This window comes from Chitinophaga filiformis (assembly GCF_021646545.1).
GTDB lineage: Bacteria > Bacteroidota > Bacteroidia > Chitinophagales > Chitinophagaceae > Chitinophaga > Chitinophaga filiformis_A.
The window spans coordinates 60,157-75,331 of record NZ_JAKIRP010000016.1; the positions used below are offsets into that span (position 1 = coordinate 60,157).

At 46.8% G+C, this 15,175-nt stretch carries 14 protein-coding genes; 7 read left to right on the top strand and 7 right to left on the bottom strand.

The features are described from left to right. Window position 1: 1 nt before the first annotated feature. Both L3C95_RS28485 and L3C95_RS28490 read right to left on the bottom strand, forming a co-directional pair. The gene (locus L3C95_RS28485; protein WP_236393611.1) at window positions 2-895 is read right to left on the bottom strand and encodes a helix-turn-helix domain-containing protein; all 894 of its coding nucleotides are present in this window, start codon (window positions 893-895) and stop codon (window positions 2-4) included. Window positions 896-962: 67 nt separating this feature from the next. Then, a complete protein-coding gene (locus tag L3C95_RS28490; RefSeq protein WP_236393612.1) occupies window positions 963-1,781 on the bottom strand; it encodes an SDR family NAD(P)-dependent oxidoreductase in 819 nt (272 codons plus the stop codon). Window positions 1,782-2,084: 303 nt separating this feature from the next. Here L3C95_RS28490 and L3C95_RS28495 point away from each other — a divergent pair, with 303 nt between their 5' ends. Continuing rightward, a complete protein-coding gene (locus L3C95_RS28495) occupies window positions 2,085-3,347 on the top strand; it encodes a hypothetical protein (RefSeq protein WP_236393613.1) in 1,263 nt (420 codons plus the stop codon). Window positions 3,348-3,411: 64 nt separating this feature from the next. Here the strand turns inward: L3C95_RS28495 and L3C95_RS28500 are convergent, their stop codons facing one another. From L3C95_RS28500 to L3C95_RS28510, 3 genes are read right to left on the bottom strand one after another with little or no spacing between them, the layout of a single operon-like run. After that, window positions 3,412-4,437, bottom strand: coding sequence for an AAA family ATPase (locus L3C95_RS28500; RefSeq protein ID WP_236393614.1), 1,026 nt, complete (start codon window positions 4,435-4,437; stop codon window positions 3,412-3,414). After that, window positions 4,430-5,059, bottom strand: coding sequence for a nicotinamide riboside transporter PnuC (gene pnuC, locus L3C95_RS28505; protein WP_236393615.1), 630 nt, complete (start codon window positions 5,057-5,059; stop codon window positions 4,430-4,432). Before pnuC ends, L3C95_RS28500 begins: the two co-directional genes overlap by 8 nt. After that, window positions 5,059-7,068, bottom strand: a complete 2,010-nt coding sequence (locus L3C95_RS28510) for a TonB-dependent receptor (RefSeq protein ID WP_236393616.1) — start codon at window positions 7,066-7,068, stop codon at window positions 5,059-5,061. The genes pnuC and L3C95_RS28510 overlap by 1 nt, the downstream gene beginning before the upstream one ends. Before the next feature lie 186 nt (window positions 7,069-7,254). Between L3C95_RS28510 and L3C95_RS28515 the strand changes: the two genes are divergently transcribed. Both L3C95_RS28515 and L3C95_RS28520 read left to right on the top strand, forming a co-directional pair. Beyond that, window positions 7,255-7,887 (top strand): tetratricopeptide repeat protein, encoded by a 633-nt coding sequence (locus tag L3C95_RS28515; RefSeq protein WP_236393617.1) that lies wholly within the window; start codon window positions 7,255-7,257, stop codon window positions 7,885-7,887. 199 nt (window positions 7,888-8,086) lie between these two features. Further along, window positions 8,087-9,919, top strand: a complete 1,833-nt coding sequence (locus tag L3C95_RS28520) for a glycoside hydrolase family 9 protein (RefSeq protein WP_236393618.1) — start codon at window positions 8,087-8,089, stop codon at window positions 9,917-9,919. A gap of 249 nt (window positions 9,920-10,168) precedes the next feature. Here L3C95_RS28520 and L3C95_RS28525 read toward each other — a convergent pair whose 3' ends face one another. Both L3C95_RS28525 and L3C95_RS28530 read right to left on the bottom strand, forming a co-directional pair. Further along, the gene (locus L3C95_RS28525; RefSeq protein WP_236393619.1) at window positions 10,169-11,308 is read right to left on the bottom strand and encodes a TlpA disulfide reductase family protein; all 1,140 of its coding nucleotides are present in this window, start codon (window positions 11,306-11,308) and stop codon (window positions 10,169-10,171) included. Window positions 11,309-11,468: 160 nt separating this feature from the next. Continuing rightward, window positions 11,469-11,888, bottom strand: a complete 420-nt coding sequence (locus L3C95_RS28530; RefSeq protein WP_236393620.1) for a DUF1801 domain-containing protein — start codon at window positions 11,886-11,888, stop codon at window positions 11,469-11,471. A gap of 483 nt (window positions 11,889-12,371) precedes the next feature. Here L3C95_RS28530 and L3C95_RS28535 point away from each other — a divergent pair, with 483 nt between their 5' ends. The 4 genes from L3C95_RS28535 (at window position 12,372) to L3C95_RS28550 (ending at window position 15,037) form a co-directional block, all read left to right on the top strand. Next, window positions 12,372-12,980 (top strand): response regulator, encoded by a 609-nt coding sequence (locus L3C95_RS28535; protein WP_236393621.1) that lies wholly within the window; start codon window positions 12,372-12,374, stop codon window positions 12,978-12,980. 146 nt (window positions 12,981-13,126) lie between these two features. Further along, entirely contained in the window at window positions 13,127-13,516 is a 390-nt protein-coding gene (locus L3C95_RS28540) for a hypothetical protein (protein WP_236393622.1), read from the top strand. Between the two features lie 14 nt (window positions 13,517-13,530). Then, a complete protein-coding gene (locus tag L3C95_RS28545; protein WP_236393623.1) occupies window positions 13,531-14,103 on the top strand; it encodes a hypothetical protein in 573 nt (190 codons plus the stop codon). Window positions 14,104-14,158: 55 nt separating this feature from the next. Continuing rightward, complete coding sequence (locus L3C95_RS28550) at window positions 14,159-15,037, top strand: helix-turn-helix domain-containing protein (RefSeq protein WP_236393624.1); 879 nt, start codon at window positions 14,159-14,161, stop codon at window positions 15,035-15,037. Window positions 15,038-15,175 lie beyond the last annotated feature (138 nt).

Genomic DNA, 15,175 nt, shown 5'->3' on the forward strand with positions numbered 1-15,175 from the left:
GCTAGATGCCGGAGGCCTGCCGTTTAAACTGATTGGGACTCATCCCTACTTCTTTCCTGAACAAACGGGAGAAGTAGGGAGGGTTTTCGAAACCCAGGTTATAAGCTATTTCCGCCACACTCTGATCAGCTGATTTGAGCAGGTTTTTCGCCTCCGAGATGAGGGAAATATGTATCAGTTCTATGGCAGTCTTGCCTGTTTCCTGCTTCAGCAGGTCGCTTAAATAACGGGGAGAGAGATGTAACTGCTCCGCCATATAATTTACTGAGGGCAGACCTTTATCATGTAAGAGACCGCCGTTAAAATACTCCGCCAGGATAGCATTGAATTTCGAAACGGTCTTACCGGCAATATTGGTACGGTGGATGAATTGCCGTTTATAGAAGCGCTGCGCATATTGCAGGATGGAACCGATATGTGCCAGTATAATGTTCCGGCTGTATTCGTCCTGGTTGTTGTAATACTCTATTTCAATCTTCTTATAGAGGTCCCAGATGATCTCTTCTTCTTTAGGAGACAGGTGTAACGCCTCATCCACTTCATAGTCAAAGAAGGTATATCTTTTAATATCCGAATGGAGGACGTGTCCGTTGATAAAATCCTCATGAATGAACATCAGAAAGCCGTCTTCTTCAAATTCCAGTCCCTTCATCTGTATGATCTGTCTTGGACTCATAAAGGACATGGAACCATTCTGATGGTCATACGCCGTTCTGCCGTACTTAATGACACCTGCCTTCAGTTTCTTGAACCCGATCATATAGAAGTCGCTGGTGAATGCGCGATCGCCTATCGTACAGGTTTTATCACACCGGTAAATGCTGAATAACGGATTTTCAGGTGGAGGAAACCCATTCTCACGGTGCAGCGCACTCAGGTTGCTAAAGTGTATCATATGATCTGATTTAAGGCCGGAACCATGTGTAGAACACAGTTCCGGCAAATATGTTTACGTTAATTCACTAATGACCATGGGCGGCCAGGGAAACGTCCTTCCATTCCTCTATGCTGGCCAGGCGTTGCGCATATACATCTTTTACCACGCTATAAGCCACCTTGCCGAACAACAAACGGAGGGGAGGATTAGAACTGTCTACCACTTTCAGGATGGGATCCACAGTGGCTTCCGGTTTGCCCCACACATCGGGCGTAGTACCTTCTGAGAAAGCCTGTTTCAGCGGACCATAAATTTCCAGTCCCTGTGTCTGGAATGCGGAAGCACCAGACCAGTCTGTGGAATATCCGTTAGGTTCTACCAGGGTAACATTGATACCAAATTGTTTTACCTCTGTAGCCAGTGTTTCACTCAGTCCTTCTACCGCGAATTTTGAGGCATTATATAAACCCAGCACCGGTAATGTTACCAGTCCGAGGAAACTGGACACCTGGATGATATGACCGCTTTTCTGTTCCCTCATCACCGGCAATACCGCCTGACTGAGCCATAGAAGGCCAAAAAAGTTTGTTTCCATCTGGGCCCTTGCTTCCTGTTCGCTTGTTTCTTCCACCGCCCCAAATAAGCCGTAACCGGCGTTGTTGATCAATACGTCAATCCTGCCAAAATGCGCTTTTGCTTTTGCTACAGCAGCAAAACTCGCCTCTCTGCTGGTTACGTCCAGTTCCAGGGCTAAAATATTGTTGCCATATTGCTTTACGAGATCATTTAATGTATCAGGATTCCTTGCCGTAGCAACTACTTTATCTCCTCTTTTCAGGAAGGCTTCTGCCCATAACTTACCAAATCCGCGGGACGCACCGGTAATAAAAATTGTCTTTGCCATTGTTTATCATATTTAATGACACAAAGTTATTTCCGACCATTTGGTTTATTTTATACAAAAGTAGGGAATAAAGATACATTTTCACGTAAGGGGGACGTGGAGGTATCCATCACGACCCGGCGGACCCTTAACCCGCGGCATCGGTCCGCTGAAACGACTGCCAGGCATAGCTAGCCTCCACGTAACAATATGATAAGAATCAGTTAATACAGGATACGCCTGAAACATTATCAGAATCTCTACTTTGCGCGCCTTGATAACCATCGGGCACACCACCCGTACACAAAGCCTAATATAGATTCTATGAAAACAAAAGCACACCTGCTTGCCCTCTCCGCGACTTTGGCCTTTGCCGCCTGTAGCAAAAATTCAGGGGATATGGCCCCCGCTGCCGACAAACTGGCTTCTGCTGATGCAATAAGCGCTACTGCCGCCAGTACCATTACTTATACGGATGAGAGCGATTTCGTGAACAGCCTTTCTTCCTACGGCTTTAAAACACCTGACCAGGTGACACTCAACCGCGATGGTTCTACCAGCGGTTACACTGCCGTTTACGGATTCAATATTCCCGCCGCCAACCAGGTGACTGGCTTTAAGTGGAACAGCGGAGACGAACAGACCAATGAATGGCGTCCGCAAGGTATTGGAGGGTTCACCTGGGGTAGCAGGAAATTCCTGGTAGTTACCTGGTACGGCGTTGATCCCGGCACCATTGCCGGTGTTGCCAACCAGCACAAAGGAGTGCGTATCTCACTGGCAGATATCACCAGCATGAGCAACATCACTTACCGTCATATTCTGTTGGTACAGAATGCTGCTAATATGTCCAATTCTTCCCTGTACAAAGCGTCCAACCCCTATACACAATTAGGCGCCTTCTGCCCTGTTACTATCCATGCAGGCGGCGTGACCTGTCATGCAGGTAAACTCTTTGTTGCTGATACAAAGCTGGGGATGCGTGTATTTGACCTGACAAAATTCATCGTTGCACAGGGCGATGACACCGAAACACGTTGTGGTAAAGAAACCAATGGCGACCTTAAAGCCTTTAACTATGGTTACATCCTTCCACAAACCGGTTATTATAAGATCACCAATGCCAACCCTTACTCCTGCATAGAGCTGGGAGAAGGCGCTACTGCTGCCAGCAAATATCTGTGGACGGCCCAATATATCGAGCCTTCAGCCACCACCACACCACAGGTGTTCGGTTTCTCTGTAAATGATGCCGGCCAGGTAAGCACCACTGTGCAACCCACTATCATCACACCTATTGATAATGACAACACACCTGTACATGGCATTCAGGGGGTATTCAGAATGGCTAACAAAACATTTATGTCTACCACCGGCAATAGCTCTTATGAAGGCTCTACTGCCCGTCTGACACGCTACAACGACGGTGCAGCCGCCGGTACGCGTTACCGCTGGCCACATGGTGCGGAAGATTTGTACCGCGATGCCGCTACCGGTTATCTCTGGTGCCTGACGGAATATGAAACGGAGAAATATGGGCAGGACAACAGGTGCGTATTTGCAGTGAGACTGACTGACTACGATTGATAAAATTAACGGAAACCAGCTATCATCTTAAGAGCCCGTTCGCCGAAGCAGAACGGGCTCTTTCTTATACTTGTTGCAGACGACCGGTAAAAGAAAGCCAGTTCTCAAGCCTGCGCTGCATGAGTTGTTCTATCAGTGTAACTGCCTGTTCAAAACGTTCATCCCAGTCTCCCCGGATCTCTTCATAGTTAATACCATACCTATCCAGCACACGGCGATGTGACAGGTCGAGCAGATTCCGCTCCTCCTCTGCCAGTCGTGTTCCGTCCTGTATGTAAGGCGCGTCATTATTCAGGTAGAGATACAGGTCGGCTTTATTGGTATTCAAAATGGATTGGTCAATATCCAGCACTGTTCCGAATGCATGTTCACCATAAGACATGGTGATATGAATATCTGTATCGATGACCAGCAGAGGGCTCTGTCCTATTGCCTGTTCATTGATACGCCGGGCATGTTCCTGAGCTATGAGGTATAAATCGCCGATCCCGAAATCATTGGAGTCAGCTACGATATCTCTGCCGGCTTCCATCACGGCGCTACAGTTAAAGTGAGCCGCCAGTCTGCCGGTCAGTGTTGTCTTTCCCGTCGACTCAGTCCCCAGCAACACCACTTTTGTGATCAGGGATACCTTTACAGCTTCCGGCAGGTATGCCCAGGTAGCAGGCAGATTCGCTCTTATTTTAGTGGCCGACACCGGATACCGGCTTTTCTCCATATCAAAGGGTATATGTGTGATGCCCATATACTCAGCTACCAGTTCCCCATAAGGTTCTGAAGTAACAACGATATTGTGATCAGGGAAAAGGAGTTTAAACTGCTCCGCCCAAACAGCGGATACGGCAGCAGATGTTTCGGAAGTATTGGGCAATGAACGCTCATCATATTGATATAACAGCACTTCTACCCGTGGCTCATCCCGGAAGGTAGTTTCCACCCAGGATTGACGTACGGCCGCCGGCAATGTTTCCCGGTTGCTGCAGCAAACCAGTACAGACACAGTATCGCAATGAGACAAGGCAAACCGGATCATGGCCTCATGTCCCTTATGAAAGGGCATAAATTTTCCGAAAACAAAGCCTTTACACATACGCCATCTTTTTACGCCATTGTAATAATCCGTAGGTAGCCAGTCCTAAAAACACCACATATTCCAATGATAAAAAGTAAACTCCTTTTATGAGATATAATACTACACTCACTATATCCACCACAATCCAAAGTATCCAGGTCTCTACCCGTTTCTTTGCCAGCAGGAAAGTTGCCAGCATGCTTGCCACCATTACAAAGGAGTCCGGAAAAGGATAAGTAGCAGGCAATGGGAAATAGGCCGGCATCCAATGGTGGAACTGTTGAATAGTTAATCCGGTCAATATAGTGCCCGTCAGCAACACAATACCATACACTGCTACCATCCGGGGAGACATACGGCTGATGGGCACTTCTTTCGTTTTATTTTGCCACTTATACCAACCGAAAACAGTTACCACCAGGAAGAAAACCTGCAACAACATGTCGGCATACAGTTGTATCTGGAAGAATAGACCAAACAACGCAATCTCGTTGATAATACCTGTGGGCCAGGTCAGCACATTTGCTTTTGACGCGTAGTATACAGAGATCAACCCAAAGACGGTTCCTGTCAGTTCAATATAACTGATAGGGTACCCCGGCACATGAATGGCAACATTGGTAACGTCAAAGAAATTCATCAGAAGCTGTATTTAAATGCAACATACATATTCCGTGGCGCCTGTACAAAATACTTACGGATGCCATCGGCTTCCACATATCCGTCATTGTAATACTTCGCACCTGTAATATTATTGACAAACAGGGACAGTGTGCAGCGCCCAAGCGTATACTGTGCTCTTGCATTCAGCAATACATATCCTTTCACAGCCGCTTCATTCGCAAAGTCGATATACGCACGATGCTGGTACCTGCCTGACACGGCCAGTCCCAGGCGCTGGCGATGATAAGCCACTTCCTGGTTAATGATCAGGGCGGGCGTTAGTATCGGGCTGAAGGAAGTTTCCTGCTCTTTAATACGGCTATGATTGAATGACGAGTTGTTTGTAAAAGTGAAAGCATTCAACTGCCAGGCAGCATACAACTCAATGCCTGTGCGGTAACTGCTTTTTACTTTATTGGTCAGCAGTAGTCCATTGGGACCTACCTGTCCGTTTAAAACGATCTCATTATTGAAGTCCATATAATAACCGTTCAGGTGCAGGGTGAAGTTCGACTGCTGAAAACGGATGCCCAGTTCATGGTCTACGACTGATTCCGCATCACGGTTGTAGATAATGGCCTTACCGCTACTATCTGCCGTCAGGTCGTCATTGCCGCCAAAGATGTCATTACGTGTCGGTTCCCTCCCTGTTCTTCCGGCACTGTAGTAAATACTGGCATGGTCATTCACCGCGAAACTCACACCCGCTTTGGGATTCAGGAAATGCCAGTCCATTTTATCAAAAACTACGCTGCCTTTATAATCAAAAGTGGTATATCGGTATTGCAGGTCTGCATACAGTGTAAAGCGGTGCACCGAGTATTCAATTTTACTGAAGGCGCTGATCTCGTTCTTGTAACCATCATTCTTATACAGCTCGCCCAGCCAGTTATCTGTCCCCTTATGCTGCCGGGTATACAGGTTGCCATGTACACCGCTTGTCCACTTGAAACGGTCGTAAGTCAGTGTGTAGTTACTGAAGAAACCTGCGAAATGTGAGCGGAAACCGTAATTGAACAGGTTTCCATCACTTTCCAGACCAAGATAGTTGTTCAGGTCAAAATCATAACCTCCCTTCAGGTAAGTGTAATACAGGCTGGAGCTGACCGTCACATGGCTGCGAGGTTGCCACACGTTCTGTAATTGCACCAGTCCCTGGAAAAAGCGGTCCTTCTCTTCCTTCGTGTTGGCGTTAGACCTCCTGTCTTTCGCAATGATGGAATCAGCTACTGCCAGCCAGGCCATACCATTCTGCTGATGGCCGGCTACTATATTGAGCTTCCAGGTACTTTTATCGTAATACAGACCTCCGTTGACAAATACCGACTGCGAGTTGTTGGACGAGTGATATTTATATCCATCGGTGTATACCTGGGAAGCGCGTACATACAATGATTTTCTGTTCTTCACTGCGCTCTGGTGTTCAGCGAATGCCCGGAAGCTGTTGTAAGAGCCATATCCGATGCCCAGGTTCGTGCTGGCTGTATTCCCTGCCTCAGGGGAGAACAGCTGTACACTGCCGGCATAACTGGCAGCGCCGTTCTTGGAGGTGCCCACACCCCGTTGTACCTGCAGGCGGCTCACCGAATTCAGGATATCCGGGTAGTTGGAAAAGTAGGCGCCCTGGTCTTCCGGCTCATTCAGTGGCATACCATCGAGGGTAGTATTGATGCGGGTCTGGTCCATTCCTCTCAGGCGATAATAGGAATACCCCTGCATATTGCCGGCATCGGAATATACGGTAATGGAAGGCGTTTCTGATAACAGGAAGGATGGTTCCTGGCCGGTATTCTTTTCATCCAGCACCTTCATATTGAGGTTCTGATAAGTTACAGGGGTGGTACTACCCGCCTGGTAGGTAACTACGATCTCCTTTAAATGCTGACTGCTGTCTTTTCTGTTCGTTAAAGTATCCTGGGCATTGGCAAACAAAGGCAATAACAGGGCTGAAACAGTGATAGCTCTCACATGACTAAAAATGGGCATAGGTAAAATTGTAATAATTACACAAATTTATTAAGTCAGCTGAGAGATCGATTAACATGTTCGTGTTAGTTGTTTGGATAAATGACACTGCGGGTGAAAATAATGTTTATATTTATCGTCCGGCGCAAGCTATGCCATACTATCAATCTCTACCTTAGAATGCATTTTATCCCAATATATTGCGATATGAAAAGCGATGCACCACTTCTTAACAAGCTGGAACAAAACAGACGATTCCTGTTGGGATATCATCTGGCTTTTGAAACGAACACACAGAGAAAGAACTGGCGACAAATTGTGCTGCTATGGTTTTCCGCCGCCTCGGCTGGTCACCTGAGGGCGCAGTTCTACCTTGGCACCTGCTATGATTATGGCCGTGGTGTTGAGAAAGATCCTGTTATTGCGTACAAATGGTATTTAAAGGCTGCACTGAAGGGCCACATGGAATCACAGTACAATGTCGGATTCTTCCACAGGGAAGGCGAAGTTGTAAAACAAAACGACCGGAAAGCCGTTTACTGGTACCAGCTTGCAGCTGCCCAGGGTGACACGGAAGCGGAAAGGGACCTCGGTTATTGTTACTTCTATGGCTATGGCGTACAGAAAGATGAGCAGAAAGCTGTGTTCTGGTATAAGAAAGCTGCGGCCAAAGACGATCCCAAGGCGCTCTACAACCTGGGCCTGTGTTATAAACACGGCGATGGTGTCAAAAAGTCCCAGCGCTGGGCGAAATATTATTTCGAACGTGCAGCCAGACTGGGAAACAGCGCCGCCTCCATGCAATTGCGGGAAATCATGACCACCGGTCAGTTGTCCTGAAAGCGCCCATCACCGGCTCCTACCCTATTCCTCCCCTGTCTTCCGGCAGGAGCCAGGTAACGTACAGTCCCCCCATCCCCCTTAATGATCCGACAACCCACCTGTGTAAAAAAAGCAAAATCTACGCTGCCCATGACTTATATTAGGGTACGTTATTGCATCGTTCGCTTATATCATCACCTCTCCATAAATTATGACCATGAGACCTTTCAACACGCTCGTGCTCTTTCTATTCCTGCTATGGCCGGGAATATTAACAGCCCAGTTCACAAAACTCATTACAAACCACGTTGGATACGAGTACAGCAAATCCAAACGCGCCATCCTCATGGCAGATACCAAAATCGCTGTAGGAAATTTTGAACTGGTGGATGTGGCCACAGGCCGGAAAGTATACACCGGGAAACCCTTTTACAGTGGTCCGGTCGGTAAATGGAAAAACTGGCAGTTCTGGACCGTCGACTTCAGTGACTATAAGACGCCCGGCAATTACATTTTAAAGACAACTGCCGCCGGTCAGCCCGTTCAGTCTTACCCTTTCACGATTGGTAAAAACGTGTTGGAACAGGCCACCATCTCCGATGTGATCTATTACTTCAAAGGTCAGCGAAGTTCCGGCCTGCTGGACCAGGCAGACCATCACCTGCTGCTGTCGGGGCAAACCACCGATACGATCGACGCGCATGGCGGCTGGTACGACGCTACCGGCGACTACGGCAAACATCTCTCCCATCTTTCCTTTTCCAGCTACTTTAATCCACAGCAGGTATCACTTACCGTCTGGAGCCTGCTGAAGACCTATGAGCTGCTGAAAAAGAAACCGGGCACCGACTATAGGCAATACATCCGAAGGGTGCTGGATGAAGCGATGTACGGTGCAGATTATCTCGTGCGACTGAAAGCCCCCAACGGTTCCTTCTACCGCTCCGTGTCATCACCAGGTCCCGGCAAACTGGCGAAAGACCGTACCATCCGGGCCGAAGACAAGGGCTACAGGATCAAACAATCCAAAGATCAAAGCTTTGGCGCCGGCATTCCCACTGCAACCAACAACTGGCGCAGTTATCAATCGAGTTACCGTTCCGGCGCCGGCCTCTCTATTGCCGCATTGGCAATAGCGGCTACCTATGATACCTCCGGTGAATTCACCAATAAGGATTATCTGAAAGCGGCAGAAGATGCCTTCGCCTTCCTGGAAAAAGAGAATCCACTAATGACCAACGATGGCAGGGAGAATATCGTAGATGATTATTGTGCCCTTAGCGCCGCCACAGAGCTCTATAAAGCCACCAGGAAGCCTATCTACCTCGAGGCTGCCAATAAGCGCGCAAATCAGCTTATAAAGCGATTGATCAGCAATGGCAAATACAACTACTTCAGGGCTGACGAAAAAGACAGGCCCTTCTTCCATCCTTCTGACGCCGGACTGCCCGTTGTGAGCCTGTTGAACTTCTACCCACTGGCTGCCGCAGACCTACAGGCATCGCTGAAAACGACTATCCGTAAATACATGCAATACGAACTGGTACTGACAGCGGAAGTGAACAACCCCTTCGGATACAGCCGGCAATATACCGAAGACACTGCCGGTATCAGGAAAACAACGTTCTTCTTCCCCCATGGCAGTGAAGCATCTCCCTGGTGGCAGGGCGAAAACGCACGACTTGGTTCCGTAGCAACCGCCGCCAGAATGGCTGCCCACTTCTTTAAAGACGACAAGCCATTCCATGACAGCCTGGAAAACTTTGCCATCAACCAGCTGAACTGGATACTGGGCCTGAACCCTTATGACGCCTGCATGCTGCAGGGAACAGGGCATAATAATCCAGCCTATGGCTTCTTTGGCACTTTTGAATATACTAATGCGCCGGGAGGCATCGTGAACGGAATTACTTCGGGATTGGAAAATGAGGATGATATCGACTTCAACCTGTCTTATGCGGTAACAAAGAAAGACTACGACTGGCGCTGGGCAGAACAATGGCTGCCGCATGCAGCCTGGTATCTGCTGGCGGTTGCAGTGAATGAATAAAACAAACCAGGGGTATGTCAAAAATAATGAGCTTTCTGAGCATCGCTTAAAAGCTGGGCAGGTACGCGGATAAAAAGGAGAAAATATCAAAAAGGAACAGGGATTGAGGATCATTTAAACGACTATTCTTCCTGATCTGGTATCTGAATGTAAAGAGGTTATATCAAATTGAAGTGCCCCAGAAAGTTAGACACTTTCTGGGGCACTTCAATTTGATATAACCTCTTTTAAGTTAAGCTTCCTTCACTATTAATTCAGTAGTTCTGCCAATTTCTTGTTCAGCGATTCTCCCCTCAGGTTGTTTCCGATGACCTTTCCGTCAGGACCGATCAGGAAACCCGCCGGCACAGCTGTTACACCGTAGAGTATACCCGCTTGGTTAGACCATCCTTTCAGGTCAGATACATGGATCCAGGGAACGCCATCTTTCTCGATCGCCTCTTCCCATTTCTTTTTATCGCTATCCAGTGATACTGCCAGAATCTCAAAGCCTTTGTCCTTATACAGTTTGTACTGCTCTTTCAGATTTGGATTCTCTGCGCGACAAGGGCCGCACCAGCTTGCCCAGAACTCCAGCAACACCGTTTTCCCTCTCAGGTCTTTCAGTGAAACGGGATGTCCATTCACATCTTTCATGGTAAAGACAGGCGCCACTGCTCCTTTAGTGGTCAGCTGCACCGACTTGATACGCTGATCTACCTCTTTCCCTTTTTTGGAATTGCGGTATTTCGCATTCAGCGCATTGAAGACAGGCGTGATCTCCGTCATATCTTTTTTAAAAGTCAGCGCCTCAGACAAGGCCACTAATGCAAAAACAGAATTCGGATGCTCTTTTGCAAACTGTAACTGTTTCTCTGTCCTGTCGGCCACCCGCTGACGGAACCGCTGGTCAACAGCCTTTACAAAGTTGGAATCCGCCCGCTGTACTTCTGTACCTGAAGCATAATCGTAATTCGCATTTTTGGTAATAGACATGATGGTGCCGCCGATCGCTTTGTTGTACGCATCTTCCTCCTCATGTACTTTAGAACCGGTAAATACAGCGTTGCTCAGCGAATCTTTCGAGCTGATGACAATGTTCTCCTTACCAAACTGGAAATAGATCACATCTCCTGTGTACACCGCCTTCATTTTCCCGTCGCCGTTATGCGCCAACGCCATACGGCAGGTAGCGATACCGGATAACTCACCAGTAAATTTGAAGGTGCCGTCCACTACGTCTGCTGAATCTTCCTTGCCTCCTCCGGCATTCAGGAAATCAGTGTAGTCGAAATAAACTCTGGCAGGTGCGTTAAGATGACCTATTTTCCCTGTAATGGTAAAGGTGTTTGATTGGGCCTTTGCAAGCATGGGTAAAAGTGCTGCAAAGAGCAAAACTTGTTTTTTCATGGTTGATTTTGGTAAGTTGGTTGGTTTGCCTCTAAACTAATAAATGAAAACAACAAAGATTGTTAATAAATATTAAAGCTGCGAACACCTTCATGCTCTTGACTTTACAAACAAAGAAGGAGCACACCAGTCTACCAATAAAGTATAGTAAATGACTATGTTACTTACCCGGATATTTCTTTTGCAGATAGGCTGCGGATTCTTTTACCAGCTGTTCCAGCACCTGTCCGTCTACATCCGACAGCTTTTTTATATAAAGACATCCCTTACCGGCCTTGTACTTTCCAAGCTTGTCAAGCAGCGCCGGGCGATTGTCAAAGCCCATAATATAAAGTGAGATATTCTGTTTACGCGGAGAAAAACCAACCAGACAGGCATCGCCTTCATGCCCGCTTTCATATTTATAGTGATATTGTCCGAAACCTACTATGCTGGCGCCCCACATTACCGGCGGGAAACCGGTGGCTCTTTCCATCAGTTGTACAAGATCAAAACAATCCCTCCTCACGTTTTCATCAGTTACATGGTCCAGGAAGCTGGTAACTGTGTGTTCAGTTGGTTTGGTTTTTTGTTCTGCCATATAGGGGTTTTTAATGAATACATGTTTAAGGTTAGATATAAAATTAGGGCAAAATAAAGGCACTTCCAATCTGATCATTCGCTACAATCGGCTCCGTAAATGCCGTGCGTTTGTAGTGTGGTTTCAACCACGGGGAACGTGTGTTTGTAGCGACGTGTGATACCACCGGGCGTGATAAAACCGGGCAACAAAACATCAATCGGCTCCGTAGGTGCCGTGTGTTTGTAGCGCGGGGTTTTCAACCCCGGGGAAACGGGTGATTGTAGCAACGTGTGATACCATACAAAACACCTATACGAATACAGGTTAATTTTGCGCCACAAAAGTAGCCCGGCATCCCTCATCCATGCATAGTAAATATTTGACATACTTGTAGTACAATTACTACAACCTGTCGCTTGACATTACATTATAAAATATTATAACTTTGCTTTATATGCCTTAAAGGGCCAGTAACCATATACCTATTTTATCCGTTAATGAATGAACTATATCCTTATTGCCCATGATTCCTCCATCATGCGTGATGGCCTTTCTCAGATCATTACCATGTTGCCCGCACCCGTTACCGTACTAATGGTGCAAACCGCAGATGATGTCATGGCAGCTATGAAAAAACAGTCATTTAACCTGCTTATCCTAAGTAGATATTTTCCGGGTATCGATACCCTGTCAATGATGGATACGATCAGAAAACAATCTCCTGCCACCAGGATATTGCTCTTTTCCTCCCGTAGTGAGAAAGCAACGATCATAGATTCATTATACCAGGAGGCGGATGCCTATCTCTCCAAAAGTTCTTCAGAAGAGGAAATAGCGCTGACCCTTTCCTCCCTGCTGAAAGAAGAAAAGGATGTACCCTTATATGTACCCTCATCTTCGAATCCGCTGTCTCAACTTTCTTCCCGTGAAATAGAGGTCATGAACCTTTTGATAAAAGGTTTGCCCCTGTTAAAAATTGCAGCAAAAATGGAATTGCAGCTGACAACCGTAAGTACTTACAAGACCCGCATTTTTAAGAAACTGGAAATCAGCTCCATAGTGGAACTACTGGAAAAGATCAATATCTACGGCGCCCGGAGAGCAGTATAGACCATTCAATAACACAGCTGGCGGGCCTTTCCGGTTGATAAATTAAATTTTTATCATTTGAATATTATTTTTAACTTTATGAGCCAGCTATCCTGCCAGCTGTGTATATATACTATTATTAATAGCCCCAAACACCCGGTTTCCACATGGACAAGTCATTCCGTATCATTATCTACATCGTACTTGCACTGACGTGTATCAACGCCCTCATTACCTTCTTTGAGAAAAGCCAGCTGAAACAGATCCAGAAAAATATCGAAGCCTCTCAGAGAAATATTGACACGGCGCTTAATTACATCAACGCCTCCCGTGCCAGACTGGACTCCCTGCAGGGAGATGTTGACAAGTTCAAGTATTACATCAAGAACATCCAGGCCAATGTCTCTATTTTAAACACTAAAAAAGAAATAGAGGAAGCGAAGGCAAACGCCAAACTGAAAGAAACAATTAAAGAGCTGAATGAGAAAGTGCAGAACTTTAAAGAAGAACTGAAAGCCACAGACAGTCTTCCTCCCTTTGACGTAAAACCCCTGTAAACTGACATTAACATATGAAACCATTCACCTTACACAAGCTCTTGCTTGCGATATTTTTCTGCATTGCCGCCACACAGGGACATGCACAGGACCGCCTCAAAACTTTCAAAGACAGTTCAGGCACCAGCATCTACAGCATTTACAGAGGCGACACACTGCTCATTCGTTGCGATACCGCATTTATACTGAACAAAACGACTTTCGGCATCTATAAGAAATTCTATGATAAAACCCGCCAGGGCAACAGCTCCTTCGTAGGTATCATGGACAGCTATGAAAATATGATCCGCCAGCAGGACACTATGCTGCGGCAGAAAGAATTCTATTATCAGCAGCTGAAACAACAGTTTGATTCATTGTCCGGCAGCTCCCTCGCTTTCATGGATAAAACCAGTACCAGCCTGCAGGGTATCTCATCCTCCCTCGATAAGGCCACTACCAGCCTGGTAGAAACGCAAAAACTACTGGAAGACTCCCGTAAAATGCTGGAAGAAGAACGTAAGAAACGGAACTCCCGGGCCTTGAAATTCGGTATCGGCGGTGCGGTGATCGGAGCGCTCGTTGCAGCACTCATTGCCAGCAATTAGCGGTATACAATAACATTTTTAGTTAACTTGCCTCATTCACCATATGACCGGGGGGATGAAGGCTATATCTACATATAATATATCGAAGCTGTCCAACATTTTTGCACTGACAGACAGGCGTGATGATTTTCTTTTTATCGGGGAAGAAAATTACACGCCTTCCACAGAAGAACCTTTCAGAACAGATACATATGCCATTGCCTTTCTGAAACAGGGGCAACTGGGCATCACAGCCGGATTGAGTACAGGCGTCATTACCGCTCCCTCCCTGCTTACCATCGGTCCATACGTTATACGCAGCATTCACAAGGTGGAAAATAACCCCCGGCTGGACCTCATCTTCTTTAAGGAAAGTTTCTTCCTGGAAAACCAATCCGATATTTTCTATCTTTTAAAGTATGGCTTTTTTGAGCATGAAGATTCACATATCATTCCCCTGTCTGCAGAGCAGGTGACGCGGTTTTCTGCTATCTATGAGCTGCTGCGTGCTACCATCCACGAAGCACATCCACACATGGACAATATTGTCAGAAGTTACCTCAACATCCTGCTCTGTGAAACAGACGTCGCCGCTGCCCGCTTAAAAGCAGCCAATCCGGGAAGCTCCGCCAGAACACATCCCTTGTTAGCAAACTTTAAGAACCTGCTGTCCAAAGAGATCTTACAACAACACTCCGTCCGTTTCTATGCGTCCCGTCTGAATGTAACGCCCAAATACCTCTCTGAGGTCATAAAAGAACAAACAGGCAAAACCGCGGGAGAATGGATAGACCAAACCCTTATCCTGGAAGCCAAAGTATTGCTGCAGCGAAAAGACCTGAGCATTTCACAGATCAGCGACCTGCTCAATTTCTCTGACCAATCCGTCTTCGGCAAATTCTTTAAGGTAAATACCGGCATGTCCCCGCTCAACTACCGGAACTCTCTCACGTGAACATTCCCTCCTCATAAGACCACAACCACGGAAAAAACAACCAATATATCCTCCCAACAGTAAAAACGACGAATAACGCCGTGTTTCTGCCCTTTCCCCAGGCCTCATTCTGTATGACCTTTGTTTTGACAATCGAAG

Coding starts and splice junctions, on each gene's coding strand:
- L3C95_RS28485 (WP_236393611.1), bottom strand. CDS start 895: ATGATACACTTTAGCAACCTGAGTGCGCTGCACCGTGAGAATGGGTTT.
- L3C95_RS28490 (WP_236393612.1), bottom strand. CDS start 1,781: ATGGCAAAGACAATTTTTATTACCGGTGCGTCCCGCGGATTTGGTAAG.
- L3C95_RS28495 (WP_236393613.1), top strand. CDS start 2,085: ATGAAAACAAAAGCACACCTGCTTGCCCTCTCCGCGACTTTGGCCTTT.
- L3C95_RS28500 (WP_236393614.1), bottom strand. CDS start 4,437: ATGTGTAAAGGCTTTGTTTTCGGAAAATTTATGCCCTTTCATAAGGGA.
- pnuC (WP_236393615.1), bottom strand. CDS start 5,059: ATGAATTTCTTTGACGTTACCAATGTTGCCATTCATGTGCCGGGGTAC.
- L3C95_RS28510 (WP_236393616.1), bottom strand. CDS start 7,068: ATGCCCATTTTTAGTCATGTGAGAGCTATCACTGTTTCAGCCCTGTTA.
- L3C95_RS28515 (WP_236393617.1), top strand. CDS start 7,255: ATGAAAAGCGATGCACCACTTCTTAACAAGCTGGAACAAAACAGACGA.
- L3C95_RS28520 (WP_236393618.1), top strand. CDS start 8,087: ATGAGACCTTTCAACACGCTCGTGCTCTTTCTATTCCTGCTATGGCCG.
- L3C95_RS28525 (WP_236393619.1), bottom strand. CDS start 11,308: ATGAAAAAACAAGTTTTGCTCTTTGCAGCACTTTTACCCATGCTTGCA.
- L3C95_RS28530 (WP_236393620.1), bottom strand. CDS start 11,888: ATGGCAGAACAAAAAACCAAACCAACTGAACACACAGTTACCAGCTTC.
- L3C95_RS28535 (WP_236393621.1), top strand. CDS start 12,372: ATGAACTATATCCTTATTGCCCATGATTCCTCCATCATGCGTGATGGC.
- L3C95_RS28540 (WP_236393622.1), top strand. CDS start 13,127: ATGGACAAGTCATTCCGTATCATTATCTACATCGTACTTGCACTGACG.
- L3C95_RS28545 (WP_236393623.1), top strand. CDS start 13,531: ATGAAACCATTCACCTTACACAAGCTCTTGCTTGCGATATTTTTCTGC.
- L3C95_RS28550 (WP_236393624.1), top strand. CDS start 14,159: ATGAAGGCTATATCTACATATAATATATCGAAGCTGTCCAACATTTTT.